Origin of the sequence: Rhodococcus sp. 05-2254-6 (assembly GCF_002258565.1) — a bacterium.
GTDB lineage: Bacteria > Actinomycetota > Actinomycetes > Mycobacteriales > Mycobacteriaceae > Rhodococcoides.
Genome location: NZ_NOZF01000050.1, coordinates 22541 through 44293 on the forward strand (window position 1 = coordinate 22541; position 21753 = coordinate 44293).

22 protein-coding genes are annotated in these 21753 nt (G+C 65.1%); 10 read left to right on the plus strand and 12 right to left on the minus strand.

The annotated features are described in order from the left end of the window. Window positions 1–28: 28 nt before the first annotated feature. From CH256_RS06180 to CH256_RS06190, 3 genes are read left to right on the plus strand one after another with little or no spacing between them, the layout of a single operon-like run. Window positions 29–895 carry an SDR family oxidoreductase gene (locus CH256_RS06180; RefSeq protein ID WP_094638655.1) on the plus strand — a complete coding sequence of 289 codons (867 nt, stop codon included), beginning with the start codon at window positions 29–31 and terminating at the stop codon, window positions 893–895. Between the two features lie 26 nt (window positions 896–921). Then, window positions 922–2412, plus strand: coding sequence for a flavin-containing monooxygenase (locus CH256_RS06185; RefSeq protein WP_094669106.1), 1491 nt, complete (start codon window positions 922–924; stop codon window positions 2410–2412). A 39-nt stretch (window positions 2413–2451) separates the two neighbouring features. Further along, the gene (locus tag CH256_RS06190) at window positions 2452–3111 is read left to right on the plus strand and encodes an NADPH-dependent F420 reductase (protein WP_094669107.1); all 660 of its coding nucleotides are present in this window, start codon (window positions 2452–2454) and stop codon (window positions 3109–3111) included. Window positions 3112–3142: 31 nt separating this feature from the next. Here CH256_RS06190 and CH256_RS06195 read toward each other — a convergent pair whose 3' ends face one another. From CH256_RS06195 to CH256_RS06215, 5 genes are all read right to left on the minus strand, one after another. Next, window positions 3143–3424, minus strand: coding sequence for a protealysin inhibitor emfourin (locus CH256_RS06195; protein WP_082899002.1), 282 nt, complete (start codon window positions 3422–3424; stop codon window positions 3143–3145). A 10-nt stretch (window positions 3425–3434) separates the two neighbouring features. Continuing rightward, a complete protein-coding gene (locus CH256_RS06200; protein WP_068054264.1) occupies window positions 3435–4523 on the minus strand; it encodes a M4 family metallopeptidase in 1089 nt (362 codons plus the stop codon). 87 nt (window positions 4524–4610) lie between these two features. Next, entirely contained in the window at window positions 4611–5360 is a 750-nt protein-coding gene (surE, locus tag CH256_RS06205) for a 5'/3'-nucleotidase SurE (protein ID WP_094669108.1), read from the minus strand. Further along, the gene (locus CH256_RS06210) at window positions 5357–6310 is read right to left on the minus strand and encodes a 1-phosphofructokinase family hexose kinase (protein ID WP_068054270.1); all 954 of its coding nucleotides are present in this window, start codon (window positions 6308–6310) and stop codon (window positions 5357–5359) included. The genes surE and CH256_RS06210 overlap by 4 nt, the downstream gene beginning before the upstream one ends. A gap of 55 nt (window positions 6311–6365) precedes the next feature. Then, a complete protein-coding gene (locus tag CH256_RS06215) occupies window positions 6366–8039 on the minus strand; it encodes a phospholipase D family protein (protein WP_094669109.1) in 1674 nt (557 codons plus the stop codon). A 54-nt stretch (window positions 8040–8093) separates the two neighbouring features. Here CH256_RS06215 and CH256_RS06220 point away from each other — a divergent pair, with 54 nt between their 5' ends. Next, complete coding sequence (locus CH256_RS06220) at window positions 8094–8942, plus strand: aldo/keto reductase (protein ID WP_068054275.1); 849 nt, start codon at window positions 8094–8096, stop codon at window positions 8940–8942. A gap of 56 nt (window positions 8943–8998) precedes the next feature. On the opposite strand, the gene CH256_RS06225 is transcribed toward CH256_RS06220, so the two are convergent. Both CH256_RS06225 and CH256_RS06230 read right to left on the minus strand, forming a co-directional pair. Beyond that, the gene (locus tag CH256_RS06225) at window positions 8999–9637 is read right to left on the minus strand and encodes a 3-oxoacid CoA-transferase subunit B (protein WP_094669110.1); all 639 of its coding nucleotides are present in this window, start codon (window positions 9635–9637) and stop codon (window positions 8999–9001) included. Beyond that, on the minus strand, window positions 9634–10395 hold the full coding sequence (locus CH256_RS06230) for a CoA transferase subunit A (RefSeq protein WP_094669111.1): 762 nt from the start codon (window positions 10393–10395) through the stop codon (window positions 9634–9636). Before CH256_RS06230 ends, CH256_RS06225 begins: the two co-directional genes overlap by 4 nt. A gap of 143 nt (window positions 10396–10538) precedes the next feature. Between CH256_RS06230 and CH256_RS06235 the strand changes: the two genes are divergently transcribed. Continuing rightward, the gene (locus CH256_RS06235) at window positions 10539–11312 is read left to right on the plus strand and encodes an IclR family transcriptional regulator (protein ID WP_176460168.1); all 774 of its coding nucleotides are present in this window, start codon (window positions 10539–10541) and stop codon (window positions 11310–11312) included. Here the strand turns inward: CH256_RS06235 and CH256_RS06240 are convergent. Continuing rightward, the gene (locus CH256_RS06240; RefSeq protein WP_094669112.1) at window positions 11309–11578 is read right to left on the minus strand and encodes a hypothetical protein; all 270 of its coding nucleotides are present in this window, start codon (window positions 11576–11578) and stop codon (window positions 11309–11311) included. The genes CH256_RS06235 and CH256_RS06240 overlap by 4 nt on opposite strands. A 142-nt stretch (window positions 11579–11720) precedes the next feature. Here CH256_RS06240 and CH256_RS06245 point away from each other — a divergent pair, with 142 nt between their 5' ends. Then, the gene (locus tag CH256_RS06245) at window positions 11721–14210 is read left to right on the plus strand and encodes an HNH endonuclease signature motif containing protein (protein WP_094669113.1); all 2490 of its coding nucleotides are present in this window, start codon (window positions 11721–11723) and stop codon (window positions 14208–14210) included. Window positions 14211–14243: 33 nt separating this feature from the next. On the opposite strand, the gene CH256_RS06250 is transcribed toward CH256_RS06245, so the two are convergent. After that, window positions 14244–15389: an NADH:flavin oxidoreductase gene (locus tag CH256_RS06250; protein WP_179272016.1), complete on the minus strand. Its 1146-nt coding sequence runs from the start codon at window positions 15387–15389 to the stop codon at window positions 14244–14246. Window positions 15390–15454: 65 nt separating this feature from the next. On the opposite strand from CH256_RS06250, the gene CH256_RS06255 reads away from it, so the two are divergent. The 3 genes from CH256_RS06255 (at window position 15455) to CH256_RS06265 (ending at window position 18385) form a co-directional block, all read left to right on the plus strand. Then, window positions 15455–16276: a sulfurtransferase gene (locus CH256_RS06255; protein ID WP_094669114.1), complete on the plus strand. Its 822-nt coding sequence runs from the start codon at window positions 15455–15457 to the stop codon at window positions 16274–16276. 72 nt (window positions 16277–16348) lie between these two features. After that, a complete protein-coding gene (locus tag CH256_RS06260) occupies window positions 16349–17170 on the plus strand; it encodes an SDR family oxidoreductase (protein ID WP_094669115.1) in 822 nt (273 codons plus the stop codon). A gap of 69 nt (window positions 17171–17239) precedes the next feature. Then, window positions 17240–18385 (plus strand): acyl-CoA dehydrogenase family protein, encoded by a 1146-nt coding sequence (locus tag CH256_RS06265; protein WP_373454783.1) that lies wholly within the window; start codon window positions 17240–17242, stop codon window positions 18383–18385. A gap of 7 nt (window positions 18386–18392) precedes the next feature. On the opposite strand, the gene CH256_RS28850 is transcribed toward CH256_RS06265, so the two are convergent. Both CH256_RS28850 and CH256_RS06275 read right to left on the minus strand, forming a co-directional pair. Continuing rightward, on the minus strand, window positions 18393–19430 hold the full coding sequence (locus CH256_RS28850) for an SRPBCC domain-containing protein (RefSeq protein ID WP_094669116.1): 1038 nt from the start codon (window positions 19428–19430) through the stop codon (window positions 18393–18395). Then, on the minus strand, window positions 19427–19786 hold the full coding sequence (locus CH256_RS06275; RefSeq protein WP_094640883.1) for an ArsR/SmtB family transcription factor: 360 nt from the start codon (window positions 19784–19786) through the stop codon (window positions 19427–19429). The genes CH256_RS28850 and CH256_RS06275 overlap by 4 nt, the downstream gene beginning before the upstream one ends. A gap of 94 nt (window positions 19787–19880) precedes the next feature. Here CH256_RS06275 and CH256_RS06280 point away from each other — a divergent pair, with 94 nt between their 5' ends. Next, window positions 19881–20510, plus strand: a complete 630-nt coding sequence (locus CH256_RS06280) for a hypothetical protein (protein WP_094669117.1) — start codon at window positions 19881–19883, stop codon at window positions 20508–20510. Window positions 20511–20597: 87 nt separating this feature from the next. Here CH256_RS06280 and CH256_RS06285 read toward each other — a convergent pair whose 3' ends face one another. Then, the gene (locus tag CH256_RS06285) at window positions 20598–21707 is read right to left on the minus strand and encodes an NDMA-dependent alcohol dehydrogenase (protein WP_094669118.1); all 1110 of its coding nucleotides are present in this window, start codon (window positions 21705–21707) and stop codon (window positions 20598–20600) included. Window positions 21708–21753 lie beyond the last annotated feature (46 nt).

A 21753-nucleotide genomic window follows, 5' to 3' on the forward strand; every position in this document is an offset into this window, starting at 1 on the left:
GACAAGCATTCCGATCGAGGGGGAGCAGATGGCGGCGTCGACGCTGCGGAACAAGGTCGTTCTGATCACCGGAGCGGCACGGGGAATCGGTGCCGCAACGGCACGTGCGCTGGCGGGCCGAGGTGCCCAGCTGGTTCTCGTCGACGTCGACGAGGCACCCCTCCTGGAACTCGCAACCCAGCTGAAAGCAGCGGCATTCGTTGCCGACGTGCGGAATCTCGACGACATGCAGCGCGCCGTCGACGGGGGAATCGAGGCGTACGGCGGCATCGATCTGGTGCTGGCGAACGCAGGCATCGCCAGCTACGGATCGATCATGCAGGTCGATCCCGCCACGTTCCAACGCGTCATGGACATCAACGTGATGGGCGTGTTCAACACCGTCCGCGCGGCCCTACCTTCGCTCATCGAGCGCAACGGCTACGTACTCGTCGTCTCCTCGCTCGCGGCGTTCACCCCGTGCCCCGGCCTGGCCGCGTACAACGCCAGTAAGGCTGCGGCAGAACACTTTGCGAACGCCCTCCGGCTCGAGGTCAACTATCGAGGTGTCGATGTCGGCTCTGCGCACATGGCATGGATCGACACACCGATGGTGCAGGACGCCAAGTCCGATCTCACCGCATTCCAGGATCTGCTCGCGGTGCTGCCCGGCCCGCTGGGTAAGACGATGACCGTCGAGCAGTGCGTCGACGCGTTCGTCGACGGCCTGGCCAAGCGCAAGCGGCGCGTCTACGTGCCGCGGTGGGTGGGCGCAGCGTCGTGGTTCAAGGCCGTCATCACCTCGCGGGTCGGTGATCGCAGCATGCTCGAGCACGTGCCGACGATCCTGCCGAAGATGGACGAAGAAGTAGCCCGCCTCGGCAGGTCCGAGAGCGCTCGCAACAAGACCAGCTGACACCGGACATCGAAGGAATCGCTGACATGACTGCCGTACTGCCCTCTCCCGAGGTCGACGTTCTCATCATCGGTGCCGGCCTGTCCGGGATCGGGGCCGCGCGCCACCTCGGGCACGATCTGCCCGGTAAGACCTACGCCATCCTCGAAAGTCGCGGCGCGATCGGGGGAACGTGGGATCTGTTCCGCTACCCCGGGATTCGCTCCGACTCCGACATGTACACCCTCGGATACAGCTTCAAGCCGTGGATGGGTGAGAAATCCATCGCCGACGGCACCGACATCCGGAACTACATCGTCGAAACCGCGCAGGAAGCGGGTGTCGACAAGCACATCCGGTTCCATCACAAGGTCGTCGCGCTCGAGTGGTCGTCCGAACAGCAGTTCTGGACGGTGACCGCGCACCGTACCGATACCGACGAAACAGTCACGATCACCGCGTCGTTCGTGTTCTCCTGCAGTGGCTACTACAACTACGACAAGGGATTCACCCCCGAGTTCGCCGGGCAGGAGAATTTCGGCGGCCAGGTGATCCACCCGCAGCACTGGCCCGAGGATCTGGACTACTCCGGCAAGAAGATCGTCGTGATCGGTAGCGGTGCAACGGCAATCACGTTGGCTCCCAACCTGGCTCGCGACGCCGAGCACGTCACGCTGCTGCAGCGCTCGCCCAGCTACGTCCTCTCGCTTCCGTCACAGGATCCGATTGCGCAGACGCTACGTAAGCGGCTGCCGAAGAAGTTGGCGTACAGCGTCACTCGGCTCAAGAACGTGTCGATGGCCATGTTGATCTACACGCTGAGCCAGAAGTACCCGGAGTTCATGAAGAAGCGGATCCGGACGATGCAGGAGGGGTGGTTGCCGAAGGGATACGACCTCGACACCCACTTCACCCCGTCCTACAACCCGTGGGATCAGCGCCTGTGCCTGGTGCCCGACAACGATCTGTTCCGTTCGATTCGCAAGGACGAAGTCTCGATCGTCACCGATCACATCGACACGTTCACCGAGACCGGCCTGAAGCTGAAGTCGGGCCAGCACCTCGACGCCGATATCGTCGTCACCGCAACGGGATTGAACCTTTCCGCTCTCGGCGGTGCGCAGTTCCGGGTCGACGGCAAGGATGTCGACCTGCCCAGCACCATGGCCTACAAGGGCATGATGCTCACCGGTATCCCCAACTTCGCCTTCGTCGTCGGTTACACCAACGCCTCGTGGACGCTCAAGGCCGACATGGTCTCGAACTACGTGATGCGACTGCTGGCGCACATGGACGAGAAGGGCTACAGCACAGTCGAGCTCGAACGCGACCCGTCGATCGACGAGGAACCGTTCCTCGATTTCGCGGCGGGGTACGTGCTGCGGGCGGTGGACAACTTCCCGAGACAGGGCAGCGAGACCCCGTGGAAGCTGCGCATGAACTACTTCCGCGACCTGCCGGTGCTGCGCTACGGCAAGGTGGTGGACAAGGCCATGAAGTTCGGTCGTCCCCGGTCCAAGGTCTCCGTCGGATCCTGACGGGAATTGTTCGGGGTCGGGCGTGCGTTGGTTCCGAGTATGAAAATTGGAATCATCGGAAGCGGATTCATCGGCGGTACTCTCGTCCGTCGCCTGACGGCACTCGGTCACGAGGTTCGGTTCTCCAACTCACGTGACCCGGAGACCCTGGCAGACCTGGCGGCCGACACCGGGGCGACGGCAGTGTGGGCCGCCGACGCGGCTCAGGACGCAGACCTGGTGATTCTGAGCATTCCGCAGAAGAACGTGCCGGATCTGGCACCGGGAATTGCCGGTGCCCGTAAGCCCGGGGCACCGATCATCGAGACCAACAACTACTACCCGCAGCAGCGGGACGGGCTGATCGAGGAGATCGAGGGTGGTACACCCGAAAGTGTGTGGGTGTCTCAGCAACTCGGCGAGCCGGTGATCAAGGCGTTCAACGGAATCTACTGGAAGCACCTGTTGGAAAAGGGTGTGCCCAGCGGTACCAGCGGTCGTATCGCACTGCCGATCTCAGGCGACGACGAGGATTCCAAGAAGCTCGTGTTCTCGGTGATCGACGAGCTCGGATTCGACCCCGTCGACGGCGGCACCCTCGCCCAGTCGTGGCGTCAGCAGCCGGGAACGCCCTCGTACGGCAAGGACTTCGGAGTCGACGCCCTCGTCGAGGCGCTGGGGCAGGCGACCAACGAACGCAGTGCGGAGTGGAAGGCCTGAGCTCGGTTCCTCCTGCTACCTGACGCGGCAGCTACTTGACGCGGCCCTCGCGGAGAGTGCGCTCCGCGAGGTCGCGTAGTGGTCCGGTCAGGTTCGAATCGCCGACGCGGCACGAGTGCTCACCCACCGACACGTTCCAGACGAACGTGTCGCGGGCATTCGAGTCGGCCGAGTCGGTGGCCTGCTGATCGGCGATGTACGGCTGCGCGGCCTCGACCAACGACTGCCATTCCGGCTCGTCGGTCTCGACTACTCCGCGCTTGGACATGCCGGCGACACCGCCGGTTCGCAGTACCTCGATGCGCAGGCTCATTTGCCCTCGATCACACCCGATCGTCGCTCGGCTTCGGTATGGACTCGATCCCTGTTGTCCGAACTCCCACGGTAGACCACCCGGTCGACACAGCCTCGGCAACGTCGGAACCGGCTCCGTACCGCTCGTTCGCCGCGGCGAGCGTGGCGGCCGCGAAGCCGGCGAAATCGACCGTAGGAGACAGTCCGCCGACCGTCATCGTGTCGAACCACACCTGCCCGACGCGATCCCAGGCCGGACCGCCCAGCGTGGTGGCGGCGACGGCGAACGCGCGGTTCGGGATACCCGAATTGATGTGCACACCGCCCTCGTCCTCGGTGGTGACGACGAAATCGTCCATGCTGGCCGGCTGCGGATCCTTACCGAGCACGTCGTCGTCGTACGCGGTGCCGGGCTCGAGCAGAGAACGCAACGCTTTCCCCTGAACGGCCGGAAGGAACAGCCCTTCGCCGATCAGCCAGGACGCGTCCTCGGCGTTCTGCCCGGCGGTGTACTGCTCGACCAGTGCGCCGAACACATCGGAGATCGACTCGTTCAGCGCGCCGGCCTGGTCCTTGTATTCGAGCGGGGTGGTGTACTGCGTGAACCCGTGCGCGAGTTCGTGTGCGATGACGCCGAGCGAGACGGTGAATCGAGCGAACACCTCGCCGTCACCGTCGCCGAACACCATGCGCGAGCCGTCCCAGAACGCGTTGTCGTAGTCCTGCCCGTAGTGCACCGTCGCGTCGAGGGGCAGGCCGCTGCCGTCGAGACTCGAGTAGCCGTAGACCTCGTCGAAGAATGCGTACGTGGCCCCGAGACCGTCGTACGCCTCGTCGGTCGCAGCGTCGCCGGTTGCTTCCTCGCCCTCGGCGCGCACCTGCTGGCCGGGGAGATCCCTGGTGGACTTCGCGTCGGAGATCGTGCGTTCGAGCGTGCCGCCGGTGCGCGGAGCGATGGCGGTGCGCGCCTGCACCACCTCGCGTCCCGCACGCATTTCACGATCGGCGAGCAGTGTGGCGCGAGCGCCCGCACCCTGGAGCCTTTCGAGCAGGAACGGTGGAACAACCCCGTGGAAGTGCTGGCTGCGCGATGATCCGGAATCGAGAACTGACGTCATACTCGGTGACCCCCTAGGTCCGTGGCATGTGCGGTGATGGTTTCAGTGTGCCCGAGGGCACCGACACAGTCGGTCTCGTCGGTGAGATCACGCGCCCATCGTGGACAGGTCGACGCCGTCCACCTCGCTCGGCGGACGAAGCGCAGTGACGGTCGCCCAGTGTCGGGCCAGCAGGGAGGCGTCGGAATCGTCGTCCTCGGCTCGGATCTCGTCGAAGCGAACGGTGACGAAATCCTCCCCGCGATCGCCTATCTCGGCCTGTACCGCGCCGTAGCGGGCGAGCGATGCCGGCACGATCCCCGCCAGATCCGCCAGCGGAACGTCCGGGATGTTGACGTTGACGACGGCGTCGGACGGTCCGTGCGACACCATCCACGTCACCGCGAGGTGTGCGACGTGCTCGGCGGTGTCCCAGTGAGCAGGCTCGGTGGCGATCGACGACAGGGCCATGGCCGGAACTCCATGGGTCAGCGCAGTCAATGCGGCCCCGACGGTGCCCGAATGCAGAACGGCTGCACCGGTATTGGGGCCGTGGTTGATGCCCGAGAGCACCAGGTCCGGCACGTCGCCGAAGGCTCCTCGGGTGGCGACGAACGCGATCAGAGCGGGCGACGCCTGCACCGCGTACGCCGGGACATCGGGCAGACCGTCGATCTCCACCGCTGCGACGCCCAGATGATCGTCGACGCCCATGCCGGTCAACGATGCGCTGGCCCCGCTGCGCTCCTCGTGGGGCGCGGCGACGACGACATCGAGACCGGCAGCGACAGCCACTCGCGCGAGCAGGGCGACGCCCGCGCTGTGCACGCCGTCGTCGTTGGTGATCAGGGCTCTCATTTCTTGCCTGCCTTCTTGTACGGACGAACCTCCACCGATTCGGTCAGGCCGAGAACCAGGTCGCGTCGCCCGCTGCCGAGGCCGCGTCGGGTGACGTTGGCCGTGCCCGCGCCGCCGCCGAGACGCAACGCCTCCGGTACCGACAATCCCTGCGCGAGCCCTGCGGCGATGCCGGCACTCATCGAATCGCCTGCTCCGTGGTGATCGACCATGCGTAGACCCGGCGTGACAATTTCGAGCACGTCGCCGTCCACCAATGCCAGGGCTGGATCTCCGGCCCGCGAGATCACGACGATCTCCGCGCCGTCGTCGTGCATCTTCCGCATCGAGTCGATGAGGTGCGCCGGGTCCTCGGACTCGGCCCGGCCGTCGGCGATGAGGTCCTCGTGGCTGACCTTGAGCACCGTGAGGCCGCCGGCGAGCGCAGCGATCATGGTCGGCCCGGACAGGTCGGCCACCACCGTCTTGCCCAGGGCGGTGAGGTCCGCGCACAGCCGCTCGTACACCTCGGGCGGGACGATGTCCTCTTCGTGCGGTCCGCCGAGGATGGCGACGTCGCTGCGGGCACCGGCTGCGAGTGCCGCGCTGAACAGGTCGTCGAGCGCATGCCTGGCCAGGGGCGGCGGGTCGACCGTGGCAAGGATTTCACGCTCACCGCTACGGCGATCGTGCACGTACGAGCCGCTCTCCTGGCCGATGTCGACCGAGACGACGGAGATGCCCTCCCGCTCGACGATGTCGCGCAGAATGCCCCCGATCTCGCCGCCGAACACTCCCGTCAGTGTGACGTCGAGACCGAGCACCGTGGCCATCCGGGCGATCCAGTGGCCCTGACCACCCGCGTGCACGTGCAGTTCGGTGTTGCCGTTGGGAGCTTTGTCGAGGGTCACCGTCAACAGCGGAGACGGAGCGAAGACGAGGGCACTGAGGGATTCGGAGGAGGGAGGCATCGACTGCGAATGCCCGATATGTCAGGACCGAAACGGCTGGTGCTCGGCGATAGCCTCAGAAGCGACGACGCAGACGCATTCCGATCGGGCGGCCGTCGGGATCCACGAACAGGCGATAGGCGAATGCGGCGAGTCGCTGTTGCCACACCGGTGGCACGGAGATCTCGTGTCGGCGAAGCCTGCCGGCAGGGCGCGGGCCCGAGGACGGGTTGTGGTGCCACTCGTCGAGCGCGGTTGCACTTGCCGAGATGGCGTCGAAGAATGCCTGCGGGTCCACCAGATCGGCGTCGTCACCGTCGGCCCGGCCGAGGTGTTCGCGAATCAGTTCCAGGCGCAGGTTGCGGGCGTGGGTTCGGGCACCGTCGCCCAATCCGGCGGGGTCGAGAGGTTCCCGTTCGTCGCGTTCTTCGTCGACGATCGCCGCCGTCAGCTCCGAATCGTGAGTCCAGGATCGACGATTGAAGTTGTCCGAGCCCACCGCGGTCCACACGTCGTCGATGATGCAGACCTTCGAATGCACGTATACCGGTATGCCGCGGTCGTTTTCGATGTCGAGAACCAACACGCGATCGCCACCGGCGGCGCGGATGACCTCCAACGCAGCCGAGTGTCCGAGCAGCGCAGACGGAATGGTGAGTGCACTGTCGTCGTCGAGATGCTTGGGAACCACCACCACCAAGCGCAGGTTCGGCTTACGGCGCAGTGCCGCGGCGAAGACGCGTGCGACATCCACCGACCACAGGTACTGGTCCTCGATGTAGATCAGCTCGGTTGCCCGGTTGAGCGCCTTGGCGTATGCCCGTGCCGCGCTGCGCTCGCCCTTGGTGGCGAACGGGTAGGCGGGGCGTCGACGCGGGTAGGTGCGCAACAACTGCACCGAGCACGTGCCCTGCGGTTCCGGCGGTGCAGCCGCAGGCGGCAGTTCCGACGGCTCCCGAGTCACTCCGCGCAGCATGTCGGGGATGGCGTGCCAGGGGAGGCGGGACAGGGCTGCGGGATCCTCCCAGCGCTCGCGGAAGACGTCCTCGACGTCCCGCACCGCGGGTCCCTCCAACTGGACCTGCACGTCGTGCCAGGCCGCGATCTCGCCGTACTCGGGAGGGAAGGGACGGGAGACCGGATCGCCGAAATGATCGGCGTCGTCGCGTCGAGCACGGGCCAGGTCGATGCCGCCCACGAACGCGACGTCGGGCAGATCTTTCCTGCCGTACCGCACCACCACGAACTTCTGGTGGTGGCTTCCGGTGACCAGCACGCGCTGGTCGAGGATCACCTCGCCGCCTGCCTCTTCGAGCTTCATGGCGAGCTTGCGATTCTTCGGGCCGGTGAATCCGAGCGTCTCCATGTGCGAGCGCCACACCATGCCCTTCACGACGCCACCGCGGTGCGCGACGGCCGTGAGCGCGTCCTCGACGGTCACGCCGTCGTCGGTGAGCAGCTGTTCCGGATCTCCGCGCCAATCGGTGAACAGCACCAGGTCGTCGCGCTCGGTGCGGTCGAGGGCTCGGGCGAGTGCGGCGAAATAGGTCTTGCCGTGCACCAGGTTCTCGACGCGGTTGCCCTCGGTCCAGGCGGTGATTCGGGTGTCGTCGTTGCCGCGCTCGACGGCAGTGAGGAACCACGGGTGCGCCGGATCGAAGTGTCGCTCCGGTGCGATGAGGGCGGAGGTGGATCTGCCGAGGCTCTCGGCGACACCGTCGACGACGCGCCGGATGCGCTGCACTATCACGTTGGCATCATTTCATCCGGTTTGAAGCGCGGGGAGGGCGGGCACCCGAGCGATATGACTCAGGTACCCAACGTCACGCTCAGAAACGGCAAGCAGATCCCGCAGCTCGGCTTCGGCGTGTTCCAGATCGATCCCGAGAAGACTGCGCAGGCCGTCGAGACGGCCCTCGAGATCGGCTACCGCCACATCGACACCGCCGAGATGTACGGCAACGAGAAGCAGGTCGGCGAAGGTATTCGGAACTCGGGTATCGACCGCGACTCGGTGTTCGTCACCAGCAAGCTCAACAACGGCTTCCACAAGCCCGACGACGCGCGCAAGGCGTTCGACAAGACGCTCAGTGACCTCGGTACCGACCACGTGGATCTTTTCCTCATCCACTGGCCGCTGCCCACCCGCTACGACGGCGACTTCGTCTCCACCTGGAAGACGCTGGAGGAGTTCGCCGCAGACGGCCGTGCACGCAGCATCGGCGTCTCCAACTTTCAGCCCGCCCACCTCGATCGCCTGGCGGAGGAGACCGAGACGGTCCCCGCGGTGAACCAGATCGAAGTGCACCCGTACTTCGTCAACAACGACGTCTGGGCCTACGGCCGCGAGCATGCGATCCCCACCGAGGCGTGGTCTCCGATCGCCCAGGGCAATGTTCTCGACGACGCGGAATTGAAGCGAATCGCCGACGCGGCAGGCAAATCCGTCGCACAGGTGGTGCTCCGCTGGCACATCCAGCGCGGAAACATCATCTTCCCGAAGTCGGTCACGCCGGAGCGAGTGAAAGCCAATTTCGACATCTTCGACTTCGAGCTCAGCTCGGCAGATGTGGATGCCATCACGGCTCTGGACAAGGGTGAGCAGGGTCGTACCGGACCGAATCCGGACACCTTCGACATGATCCCCGACTGATCACGTAACCCTGTGGGCTCGAACATCTTCGGATGTTCGAGCCCACAGTCGTTCGATCAGTGCTTCAGGGCCGATCCTGTTGCCGCGGTGACCTGCTCGGTGGTCACGCCCGGCGCGAGTTCGACCAGTTCGAGGGTGCCGTCGCCGACGACGTCGATGACAGCGAGGTTGGTGATGATGCGATCGACGACGCCTTGGCCGGTCAGCGGCAGGGTGCAGGCGTCGAGGATTTTCGGGTTACCGTCGCGGTCGGTGTGCTCCATGACGACGATGACGCGCCGGGCGCCGTGTACGAGGTCCATCGCGCCGCCCATGCCTTTGACCATCTTGCCGGGCACCATCCAGTTGGCGAGGTCGCCGGTGCGGGAGACCTGCATGCCGCCGAGTACGGCGGTGTCGATGTGGCCGCCGCGGATCATGCCGAAGCTCAGTGACGAATCGAAGTATGCGGCACCGGGATTGACGGTGACGGTCTCTTTGCCTGCGTTGATGAGGTTGGCGTCGACTTCGTCCTCGGTGGGGTAGGGCCCGGTGCCGAGGATACCGTTCTCCGAGTGCAGGGTGACCTTGACCGCGTCGGTCAGGTATCGCGGGATCAAGGTCGGTAGTCCGATGCCGAGGTTGACGTATTCGCCGTCGACCATCTCCGCTGCGGCGCGTTCGGCAATCTGATCGCGGGTCCATCCTGTGCTCATGCTCGAACTCCTGAACTGACGGTGCGCTTTTCGATGCGCCTGTCCTGTGGGCCGGTGTGTACGACGCGTTGGACGAACACGCCGGGAAGGTGTACGTGGGCCGGGTCGATTTCGCCCGGTTCCACGAGGTTCTCGACCTGGGCGATGGTGATCTTTCCTGCCATCGCGGCGAGGGGGTTGAAGTTCATCGCAGTTTTGTCGAACACGAGATTGCCTGCGGTGTCGCCGATTTCGGCGTGCACCAGTGCGAAGTCGGCGTTGATCGACTCTTCGAGTACGTACCGTTTGTCGCCGAACACTCGGGTCTCCTTGGGTGGGGAGGCGATCGAGACGGAGCCGTCGGGGTCGTAGCGCCAGGGCATTCCGCCGTCGGCGATGGGGCTGCCGACTCCTGCGGGGGTGAAGAATGCGGGAATTCCGGTGCCTCCGGCGCGGAGTCGTTCGGCGAGTGTTCCCTGCGGGGTCAGTTCCACTTCGAGTTCGCCGGCGAGGTACTGCCGGGCGAACTCTTTGTTCTCGCCGACGTAGGAGGCGGTGACGCGGCGGATTCGTCCGGCGGCCAGCAGGATTCCGAGTCCGTAGCCGTCGACGCCGCAGTTGTTGGAGAATACTTCGAGCTCGGTGGCGTCGGTGTTGGCGATGGCCTCGATGAGGGCGTCGGGGATGCCGCACAATCCGAAGCCGCCGACCGCGAGGGTCGCTCCTCGGCCGATGTCCGCAACCGCGTCGGCGGCGGACGGGTAGGTCTTTCCAGTCACTTGCAGCTCCTGATGTGTTCGTTGAGCAAACGTTGTAGTCAGTGAACCTGAGCTGTGTATTTCGGTGAAGCGAATGCTGGTATCTGCTCGTTCGGTGAACGGATGTGGACTAGGCGTCCGGTGAGTGGACGTACGATGGCCGGGTGACGACACCGGATGCCAACGCAAGTGTGATCGACAAGATCTGTTCGTTGCTGCGCGCAGCGGGGAGCGAGGAGCCGTCGGGTGCCTCGACCACCGCGCTCGCGCGGGCGACCGGTATCGCGCGACCGACCGCACATCGCCTACTGGCGTCGCTGGCCGACCAAGGATTCGTCGACCGCGACGCGACCGGCAACTGGTCACTGGGCCCGGAGATCTATCTGCTCGGATCGATGGCGGCATTGCGGTACGACATCACCGACCAGGCTCGAAAGATAGTGCAGGCGTTGGCCACCGAGAGTGGAGAGAGCGCGTTCCTCTCGGCCCGGCGCGGTGCGGAGACCGTGTGCCTGCTTCGGGTGGAAGGGAGCTTTCCGTTGCGCTCGCACGTGTTGTACGAGGGCATTCGGCTACCGCTCGGGGTGGCGTCCGCCGGTTTGGCCATTCTCGCACACCTGCCCGATCGGGAGGTCGACGAGTACCTCGGCGACGTCGACCTGGTGCCGGAGTGGGGCGAGACTCATTCCGCCCCAGCGATTCGGCACCGCGTCGGCCACACTCGGACAACAGGTTTCGCCGTCAATCCAGGTTTGCTCGTGGAAGGCAGCTGGGGTCTGGGTGCTGCTGTGTTCGACCGCGCCGGAGGTCCTGCGTGGGCACTGAGTCTGACGGGCGTCGAGACGCGATTCCGCGACGACCGACGCCGGGAATTGGGCAAGATGCTGCTCGACGCGGCACACCGACTCACCGTGCAACTGGGGGAGCGGCCCGCTTAGCTGTCTAGTTCCTCCAGAATGTCCGCGGCGTCTCGGCTGCCTGCGGCGGCCAATCTCTGCAGCTCGGCGCGGTCGCCACGTTCACCGGCGAGCTCGACGAGAATGTCGACGGCATCGCTGCTGCCTGCGCCGGCGAGAGAGTGGAGTTCTCCGAGGTCGTTGCGCTCGCCTGCGAGTTCGACCAACTGGTCGATGGCATCCTGATCGCCGCCGGCCGCACGCCGGCGTAATTCGATCGGTTCCGACTTCGAATCGGGCTCGCTCATGGAGTGCAGTGTAGAACGATTCCGTGGATAGCGGCAGGTCAGCCGGTGCTTTTTCGGCTCGAGCGTTCTTGTCGGTGGGTCGGGATAGTCTTCATCTTGTTCGAACAGGCGTTCTTGTTTCGGCTCACCGGGGGTTGAAAAAATGGGTGCAATACCGACCGTGTCACTGGAGGCGTTGACCGCTGCCGCGCGCGAGGAGAATCGACAGGCGGCCCGCAAGATCACCGCCTGCTACCGCGTGCACTGCGACTGGATCACCCGCGACACCGAACACAAGCACTACAGCCGATACGGACGCACCGAAATGGCAGTGGCGTTGGGCTGCTCGGCGACCGTCGCCGAAGCGTACGTCTCCGTCGGCGTCGCCCTGCACACCCGAATGCCGCTGCTACGGGCAGCGTTCGAGACCAGTGAGATCGACCTCCCCCGCGTGCGGACGGTATGCCGGATCCTCGACAACCTCTCCGACGACATCGTCACCCGCGTCGAAGCCGAGGTCGTCGAGGCGGCGCGGAGATCGTCCCCGGGCCCGCTCGAACAGGCGATCTGGGACATCCTGCTGCGCGTCGCACCCGAGGAAGCCGCCGCGTTGCGGGAGTTCGCGAAGAAATTCCGGACCGTCACCTACAGTCCCGCCGGCGAACTCGCCCGCATCCGAGCCGAGCTGACCGCCCCCGAAGCCGCCGCCGCATGGCAACTCCTCGAAGAGATGGCCGACACCCTCTGCCCGAAAGATCCGCGCGGGAAGAAAGAACGCCTGTGCGATGCATTCATGGCCCGCATGCACGGCGAACCCCGACTGGCATGCCTGTGCCAACGCACCGATTGCCCGAAGAAAGACACAGCGTTGCCGGATCGACGGGTGCCGCTCACGATGATCACCGTCGACATCGCCACCCTCATCGGACTACTCGCCAACCCCGCCTACCTCGCCGGGCACGGATCCATCGACCCCGACCTCGCGCGCGAGTTGGCACGCAACAGTCACTGGCAGATCCTGCTCACCGAAGCAGTGACACTTGCCGAGAAACTCGGACTCGCCGTGCAGAACCCGGACACCGGGGAATGGGAACGAACCCCGAAAAATCACAAGCAGGAGTCGGACTCAGCGTCGGATCCGGCGAACGACCCGGACATGAAATCTGAGACGAACGCTGCTTCGGGAACAAACGCTACCGAGACTCGCAGCTGGATCGGTAATGACTCGAAAACGGTGACCGAATCCGAATCATGCACGAGTACAGGCACTTCCACCGATGCCGAGACCGACACCGACACGGCGACCGACGCCGACACCGACACGGCCACCGACGCGGCGACCGACACCGACACGGCCACCGCCACCGACACGGCCACCGCCACCGCAGCCACTGAATCATCCACGGCACCATCACCCGCCTCCGCGCCCTCGCCGACCGGCGCAACCGCAACGGCCACTGCGCCGGCACCGGCGACAGCAGCGGACTCTGCCGCCGGCAAGGAAACAGATCCCGGCCGTGGCTCCGATCCAGCACAACCACCGCATGCAGCATCGGCCCGAGGTCCGGTCGGCACATCGAGTTCGACACCCGCCCCGACCGGCGAATCACCTCGAACATCGGACGCAGCACAAGCACCTGTGCCGGAGCCGGACCCTGACCCGATGCCGGAGCCCAGCAGTGCATCCGATCGAACCGAAACCCGGACTGCTTCAAATGAACCCGAGGAAATCAGGCCAGTCACACCGGCACCTGGACCAACACCGAAAACAAATCTCGAGCGAGGAACAGCTCGCACGCCGGAAGCGGGGGCAACGACATCACCGGATCTGACGCAGGGCCACGCAGGGGACACCCCTGCCCATCCAGCGGCAGACTCAGCTCCACCTGACCTCGGCGGAGGAGAAGACAGACCACGACGGACCCAATCACTGACGTCCGCTGCAGCCCTGTTCTGCACCCACACCCCCGTCGGCCGGGGCACACGGCACAGCTCTGCCCTCGATCTGGACGACATCAGACATCCCGCCCGCAACATGAGAGCACTCGACCTCCGCTCGGCAATCCGGCTGGACAACCGAACGATCCCCACTGCAGGCCACACACCCTCAGGCCTCTACCTCGGCAACGCCACCCTCGCCGCAGCGCTCGAAGCCGCCATCGCCGCCGACCCCACCCTCGGAAGATCAGTACCCCGCGACCCGCTCACCGACCGCGCCCTGATCTACCGACCCGACGCCCTCACCACAGCCGCGGTCCGCCTGCGCGACAAACACTGCCGATTCCCCGGCTGCCACCGACCCGCCGCACGCTGCCAACTCGACCACATAGTGGCCTTCGACCACGCCAACCCTCGCGGCGGCGGCTGGACCACCGTCAACAACCTCCAATGCCTCTGCGACTACCACCACTCCGTCAAAACAGCCGGCTACTGGAAGGCCGTCATGCTCCCCGGCGGGGCGATCCTGTGGACATCGACCTCCAAGACCACCCGAATCACCCTGCCCACCAACGGCACAGCCGTACCCATCCTCGGAAACGACCTCAGGCCACACATCCCCACCCGACAGAAACGATCCGGCCACATCGCCTACCCCAACCCACCCGACAATCAACCGCCCGAGACAGACGAAACGGCAGCACCGCCGTTCTAGGCGATGCTGCCGTGGATTCCGGTGCCCGATCCGTCAGACCAAGTGCTGAATGTGGTCGCGGGTGAATTCGATGCGCTCGTCGACGCGTCCGTCTCCGACCTTGTTCACCCAATCCGGGTCGGACAACAGTGCACGTCCGACGGCAACCAGATCGAATTCGTGGTCCTCGAACTGGCCGACCAGTGCATCGAGTCCGGTGACACCGGATGCGGCGTCCTCCGACCACGCCGAGGTGAACACGGAGTCGAGGCCCACGGATCCGACGGTGATCGTCGGGACGCCGGTGAGCTTGCGGGTCCACCCAGCCAAGCCCAGCTTGCCGTCGTTGCCGTCCAGCTCCGGGAACGCCGGATCCCAGTGGCGACGGGTCGAGGCGTGCAGGATGTCCACTCCGGCGTCGACCAGGGGAGTCAAGACACGTCCGAGTTCCTCAGGGTTCTGGGCGATCCGGGCGTCGAAGTGATTGCTCTTCCACTGCGAGAACCGGTAGACGATGGCGAAGTCCTCGCCCACCGCAGCACGGATCGCCGCAACGACCTGCGCGGGGAAGCGAGTCCGAGCTTCGAGGGAGCCACCGAATTCGTCGTCGCGCACATTGGTTGTGGCCCAGAGGAATTCGTCGAGCAGGTATCCATGCGCGCCGTGCAGCTCGAGACCGTCGAATCCGGTGTTCTTCGCATTGACCGCGGCCTGCACCCATTGCGAGGTGAGTTCGTCGAGGTCGGCGTCGGTGAATGCGCGACCCACCGAAGAACCGTCGAGTGCAATGCCGGACGGGCTGACGGTGGTGACGTCCGGAAACAGGCGAGGCTCGGTGCCACGCTCGACGCCGAGGTGCCACAGCTGCGGGATGATCGCGCTGCCCTCGGCGTGGACGGCGTCGACGACGCCCTTCCAGCCCTCGAGGCTGGCGTCACCGTAGATCCGCGGGACGCGGGTGTGCGGGCCGGCTGCGGGATCGGGAATGTAGGTGCCCTCGGTGATGATGAGGCCGGTGCCGCCGGCCGCGCGCTTGCGGTAGTACTCGGCGACATCCGGGCCGGGGATGCCGTCGGGAGAAAAGGCGCGCGTCATCGGGGCCATGGCGAAGCGATTGCGCAGCTTCAGCGACTTGACCTCGAACGGCTCGAAGAGCCCGGCGGTGGACAGATGCTGAGTTGTGGATGCAGTTTCGATCACGCCTGCGCACAACCGGCATGCAACCCGAGCTATTCCCGGCGCAGGGCTGTTAGCGTCGGAGCCTTATGAGCCCTTCGCCGCTGATTTCTGCCGCCGAACTGCACGACCTCTTCGAGATGGGACGGGCGCCGGTCGTCCTCGACGTTCGTTGGGCGCTCCAGACCGGCAGCGACAGAGCAGGTTACGAGGCCGGCCACATCCCGAACGCGCAGTTCGTGGACCTCGATGCAGAGCTTGCCGGGGTCCCGGGTTCAGGCGGCCGCCACCCATTGCCCGACGAGGAGACCTTCGTCGCAGCGATGCGTAGCGCCGGGGTGAGTGACGATTCCTCCGTGGTGGTCTACGACGCAGGACCCGCAACTGCCGCGGCGCGCGCATGGTGGCTGTTGCGCTACTACGGCCATGCAGACGTGCGAGTCCTCGACGGCGGTCTGGCTCAGTGGGTGGCCGAAGGGTTTGCCACCGGCACCGAGCCGTCGATCGTCGCAGCCGGATCTTTCAGCGCCCGGCCGTCCCTGGCACGAGTCCTCGACGTCGGCGATGTACTCGAGTTCGCCCAGAGCAACGTCCTGCTCGACGCCCGAGCACCCGAGCGATTCCGCGGCGAGGTGGAGCCGGTGGATCCGGTGGCCGGACATATCCCCGGCGCAATCAATCGACCGACCACAGACAACGTCGATTCGGACGGCAAGTTTCTGGACCCCGGGGTACTCAATGGCACATTCGGTGGACTTGTGCCCGAGGGAAAGGCCGTCGCCGTCTACTGCGGATCCGGCGTGACCGCCGCCCATCAGATTCTGGCGCTCGAGTTGGCGGGCTTCGATGCTGCGTTGTATCCGGGCTCGTGGTCGGGGTGGATCACCGATCCGACGCGTCCTCGGGCCTAGATTCCGCGCTCTGACCAGCATCTTCATGCAACCAGGGTTGAACTTGAATCCGACTTCAACTATACCTGGGGCATGAAGGTAGAAGGCAAAGTTGGCATCGTCACCGGCGGTGGTGGCGGAATCGGCGGGGCCATCGCCGCTCGACTCTCCGAGCACGGCGCACGCGTCGTCGTCTCCGATCTCGACGAAACCACGGCCCGATCCGTGGCCGACGCCATCGAACGCGACCGGCCGGGGACGGCCGTCGCCACCGCGGCGGACGCGTCGAACACCGAGGACATCCAACGGCTGATCGCACTGGCCGAGGACTCGTTCGGACCTGTCGATCTCTACTTCGCCAACGCAGGAATCAGCGGCGCACCCGGACTGGACGCCACCGACAAGGACTGGGACCTCTCGTTCGATGTCAACGTCCGCGCACACATTCGCGCCGCGCAGCTGTTGGTGCCGGGTTGGCTCGAGCGCGGTGAAGGCTATTTCGTCAGCACCGCCTCGGCGGCCGGCTTGCTCACCCAGATCGGCTCGGCGACATACGCGACCACCAAGCACGCCGCGGTCGGATTCGCCGAGTGGATGAACGTCACCTACGGCAACCGCGGTATCCGCGTCAGCTGCCTGTGCCCGATGGGTGTCAACACCAAACTGCTGTACGAGGGACGCGAATCCGGAGATGCGTTGGGAGCGGCCGCAACTGCCGCGGTTCTCAGTGCCGGTGCCGTACTCGAACCGCTCGATGTCGCCGACGTGGTGCTCGACGCAATGGACCGCGAGCAGTTCCTGATCCTGCCGCACGAGAACGTGCTGGACATGTACCGCAACAAGGGTGCCGACTACGACCGGTGGTTGCGCGGCATGCGTCGCTACCAGGACAGCTTGCTCGACAACAACCGATAGGGGCCCACCGTGGCATTTTTCGAGACCTCCGACCGTGCGAAGAAGTACGAGTCGGATCTGTTGGAGTTCATGGACTCTCACATCTACCCGGCCGAGGCAGTGTACGAGCAGCAGATGCTCGAATCCGGTGACCCGCACTTCCAACCGCCGATCATCGAGGATCTGAAGAAGGAAGCGCGCTCGCGCGGACTGTGGAATCTGTTCCACCCGCATCCCGAGTGGGGCCCCGGTCTGACCAACCTCGAATACGCACCGTTGGCCGAGATCATGGGACGCAGCCTGCTCGCGCCCGAGGCATGCAACTGCAACGCACCGGACACCGGCAACATGGAGGTGTTCACGCTCTTCGGCACCGACGAGCACAAGGAGAAGTACCTGAAGCCGTTGCTGGACGGCACCATTCGCTCTGCCTTTGCGATGACCGAACCCGATGTCGCCAGCTCCGACGCCACCAACATCGCCATGAAGATGGATCGCGACGGCGACGACTTCATCCTCAACGGGCGCAAGTGGTGGACGTCCAATGCGATGCACAAGAACTGCAAGGTTCTCATCGTCATGGGCAAGACCGATCCCGAGGCGGCCACGCACCGTCAGCAGTCGATGCTCGTGGTGCCCATCGACGCACCCGGAGTCACCGTCCTGCGCAATCTGCCGGTGTTCGGCTACATCGACCGCGAAGGTCACGCCGAGGTGCTCTTCGAGAATGTACGGGTACCGGCGAAGGACGTGCTGAAGGGGCCCGGCGAGGGATTCGCCATCAGCCAGGCTCGCTTGGGACCTGGTCGTATCCACCACGCGATGCGCACCATCGGCGTGGCAGAACGCGCACTCGAATTGCTCTGTCGCCGTGCGGTATCCCGAGTGACGTTCGGCAAGCCGGTGGCGATGCGCTCGAACATTCAGGACTGGATCGCCGAGGCGCGCATCGAGATCGAGAAGACCAGGTTGCTCACGTTCAAGGCGGCGTACCTGATGGACACCGTCGGGAACAAGGAAGCGCGCACGGAGATCGCAGCGATCAAGGTTGCGGCACCGGAGATGGCGCTGAAAATCATCGACCGGGCGATCCAGGTCCACGGCGGAGGCGGAGTGTCCAACGACTTCCCGCTGGCCATGATGTACGCGCACATTCGCACGCTGCGGCTCGCGGACGGTCCCGACGAGGTGCACAAGATGTCGATCGCGAAAATGGAGCTGAAGAAGTACCTCTGAACGGAGGTTATCGACCCGGCTGCCAGGCCGGGTCGCGGCCGATGAAGGCCATCAGCTTGTCCTGCGAGGAAGCGTCGTCGGCAACGGGGGCGGCGGGGCCGTACTGCCCGCTGTCCCGTAGCACCTGCTCCATCGGTCGCATGGCCTCGAGCGCTGCAGCGCAGCGTTCTCGGCCCAGATCAGGCTCTCGGCCAATGGCTTTCGCCAGGTCCCAGGAGTGCATCCAGACGTCGGCGGTGTAGAACATGTCGATTGCCTCGTCCACCGGCATGTCTCCGGTGTGCGGGTTGCTCAGCACCCGGCCGGCGGGGTCGTCGAGAATTGCTTGGATATCGGCGACGTGCTGGGTCCAGGCTGCGGCCGGGTCGGCTCCGACGTCCAGTGCCGGTAGTTCGATACCGGCCCCGCCGGCGAGAAAGCCGCGGGACCACTCGACCAGGTGCCGCACCACATCGATTGCAGCCCAACCCGATACCGGGCTCGGCCGAGACCAGTCCGCCGGTGATGCGGACTCCACCAGCGCAGTGAACATGGCCGCGTCCTGCAGGTGTTGCTGGGCCGGGCCGGTCCTGTGCCCGAGCAGTTCGTCCAGCTTGTCGTAGCCCTCCTTCACGCCGACGTCCATGCCACTGGACAGCATGCCGTCGCGCGTCGCGAAGTCCGACATCACACTCAATACCTTCAGACGTGTACCGCCATCGCCTCGGCTCTCGAAAGTGAGCGTTTCGAGCGCGACCGAATCGGGTGCACCCTTCCAGGTGAAGGTCCACACGATTCGCTCGCTCGCACGCACCTCGTGAAAGCTGCCGAAGAAGGCAGCGATCTCTTCACCGTCCCGGTCGTTGGCGAAGGCCCAAGCGCCTCCGGTGTGCCCCTCCCACTTCAGGATTCGGGTCGTCAACGATCGCGGCCCCACCCACCGCCGATACAGCTCGGGGTCGATGTGAGCGCGAAACACCTGCTCCGGCGTCGCGTCGAACTCTCGGACGATCTCGATCGTGGGGACTTTCTCGTCCGCAACGATTTCGGTTTCGTTTGCAGTCATGACACTTCTTTCGACTCGGTGGTCTCGTCGTCTGCGATGCTGTCCAGCAGGGCGTCGAGGCGTCGGTACCGCTGTTCTGCTTCCTGGCGATAACGCTCGATCCATTTCGTCAACAGGCCGAACACCTCGGCATCGAGATGCACCGGACGACGCTGGGCATCCCTGCTGCGCGTGACCAATCCGGCCTCCTCGAGCACCTTCACGTGTTTCGAGACCGCTTGCAGGCTCATCTCGTACGGCTCGGCCAGTTCGCTGACATTCGCGTCACCGCTGGCCAGCCGGGCAACCATGTCACGTCGAGTGGGATCGGCCAATGCCGCGAACGTCCTGTTGAGCTGCTCTGTTCGATCGTCCATGGGGTTCCTCGCTGTGCGTTGTTCCTGAGGGTAAGCCGCCCGCTCGACGTAGTCAACCACTTGGTTGACTAAGTTGATCGCCTACCCTCGAGCCATGAGCGTCGGTGATGACCTGGTGCAGGATGTGCTCTCCCGGGCCCCGGGACACCCGCTACGGGTGGCGATCGACGGGGTGACGGCTTCGGGCAAATCCACCTGCGCGCGATGGCTGGTCGATGCTGTTGCGGCACAGGGGCGTCCGTCCGTGCACGTGACGATGGACGGCTTTCATCATCGGCGCGCCCACCGGTATCGGCAGGGTCGGGCGTCGGCTCTCGGCTACTACCGGGACGCGTACGACTTCGACGCGTTTGCGGCACACGTGCTGATCCCGTTGGGGCCGAACGGAAGCGGGGCCATTCGGCGTCGGGTCATCGATCTGGCGACGGATGAGCCGGTGGACGATCCGCTCGAGCCGGTGCCGGCCGGCGCGATCGTCGTGGTGGACGGAACGTTCTTGCATCGGCCGCCGCTGCCCGAGTACTGGGACTACACAGTCTTCGTCGATACCCCCATGGACGTCGCACGGGCTCGCGGTATCGCCAGGGATGCGGAGGCGCTCGGTGGCACGGAGGCGGCAGGTCGCGCCTTCGACCAGCGCTATCACGCAGCATGCCGGATCTATCTGGACGAGGTGGACCCGCGTGCTCGGGCAACGCGAGTGTTGCCGATCGACTGGAGATGACCACCATCGTTCGTGCATTCGGATGCTCACAGCGGTGCGGTCGAGTGCCACCCAGCGCACTCGACCGCACCACTGCCGCAGCGTGTTTCAGAAGTGAATCACCCCGCGCATGTTCTTGCCGTCGCGTAGGTCCTGGTAGCCCTCGTTGACCTGCTCCAAGGAGTAGGTCGAGGTGATGAGTTCGTCGAGCTTGAGTTGCCCGGCGTCGTAGAGGCGTAGCAGGCGCACGATGTCGTACTGCGGATTCGCGGACCCGAAGAGCGTGCCCTTGATCGTCTTCTGATTCAACGTCAGATCCGTGCCGGACACGTGCACAGTCAGCTTCTCGGGATCGGCGAGCCCGGTGATGACGACGGTGCCGCCCTTGCCGATGGCCGAGGTTGCGGCTTGCACGACCTCCTCGTCGACGGTTCCGACCAGAATCAGAGCCTGGTCCGCTCCCTGACCCCACGTGAGTTCGGTCAACTTCTCCTGCGCCGACGCGTAGTCCGCGAACGCGTGAGTCGCCCCGAACTTCAGCGCCTGGTTACGCTTGAACTCGAGCGGATCGACGACGAGGACATGCTTCGCGCCCGAATGCACCGCTCCCTGAACGGCATTGATGCCGAGGCCGCCGATGCCGTAGATGATCACGGAGTCACCTGCGCGTACACCGCCCGCGTAAACGGCGGTACCCCAGCCGGACGGAACGCCGCAGCCCACGAGAACTGCTGTCTCCAAGGGCAACCAGTCGTCGATCTTGACGACGGAGTGCTGCGAGATGGTGGCGCGTTCGGAGAAGGTGCCGAGCATGCACATCGCTCCGAATTCGGTGCCCTTGCTGTCGCGGCGACGGAACGTGCCGTCGGGCATGCAGCCCTCGAGGATCGTTGCGCCCATGTCGCACAGGTTCTGTCGGCCGGTGGAGCAGTAGCGGCAGGTGCCGCAGTTCGGGATGAAGGAGCAGACGACATGGTCGCCGGGCTTGACCTTGGTGACGCCGGGACCGACTTCTTCGATGATGCCGGACCCCTCGTGGCCGCCGACGATGGGGAAGCGCGGTGGCAGGTCACCGTCGAGCAGATGTAGATCCGAATGGCACAGCCCTGCGGCCACGTACTTGATCAGGACTTCACCGGGGCCGGGGCCGTCCATGTCCAGTTCGATGATCTCGAACGGCTTGTGTGGCTCGAACAGTACTGCTGCTTTGGTCTTCACGGAGATTCTCCTGACGTCGATTCAGCGGTCGATGGATGTGGCGTGT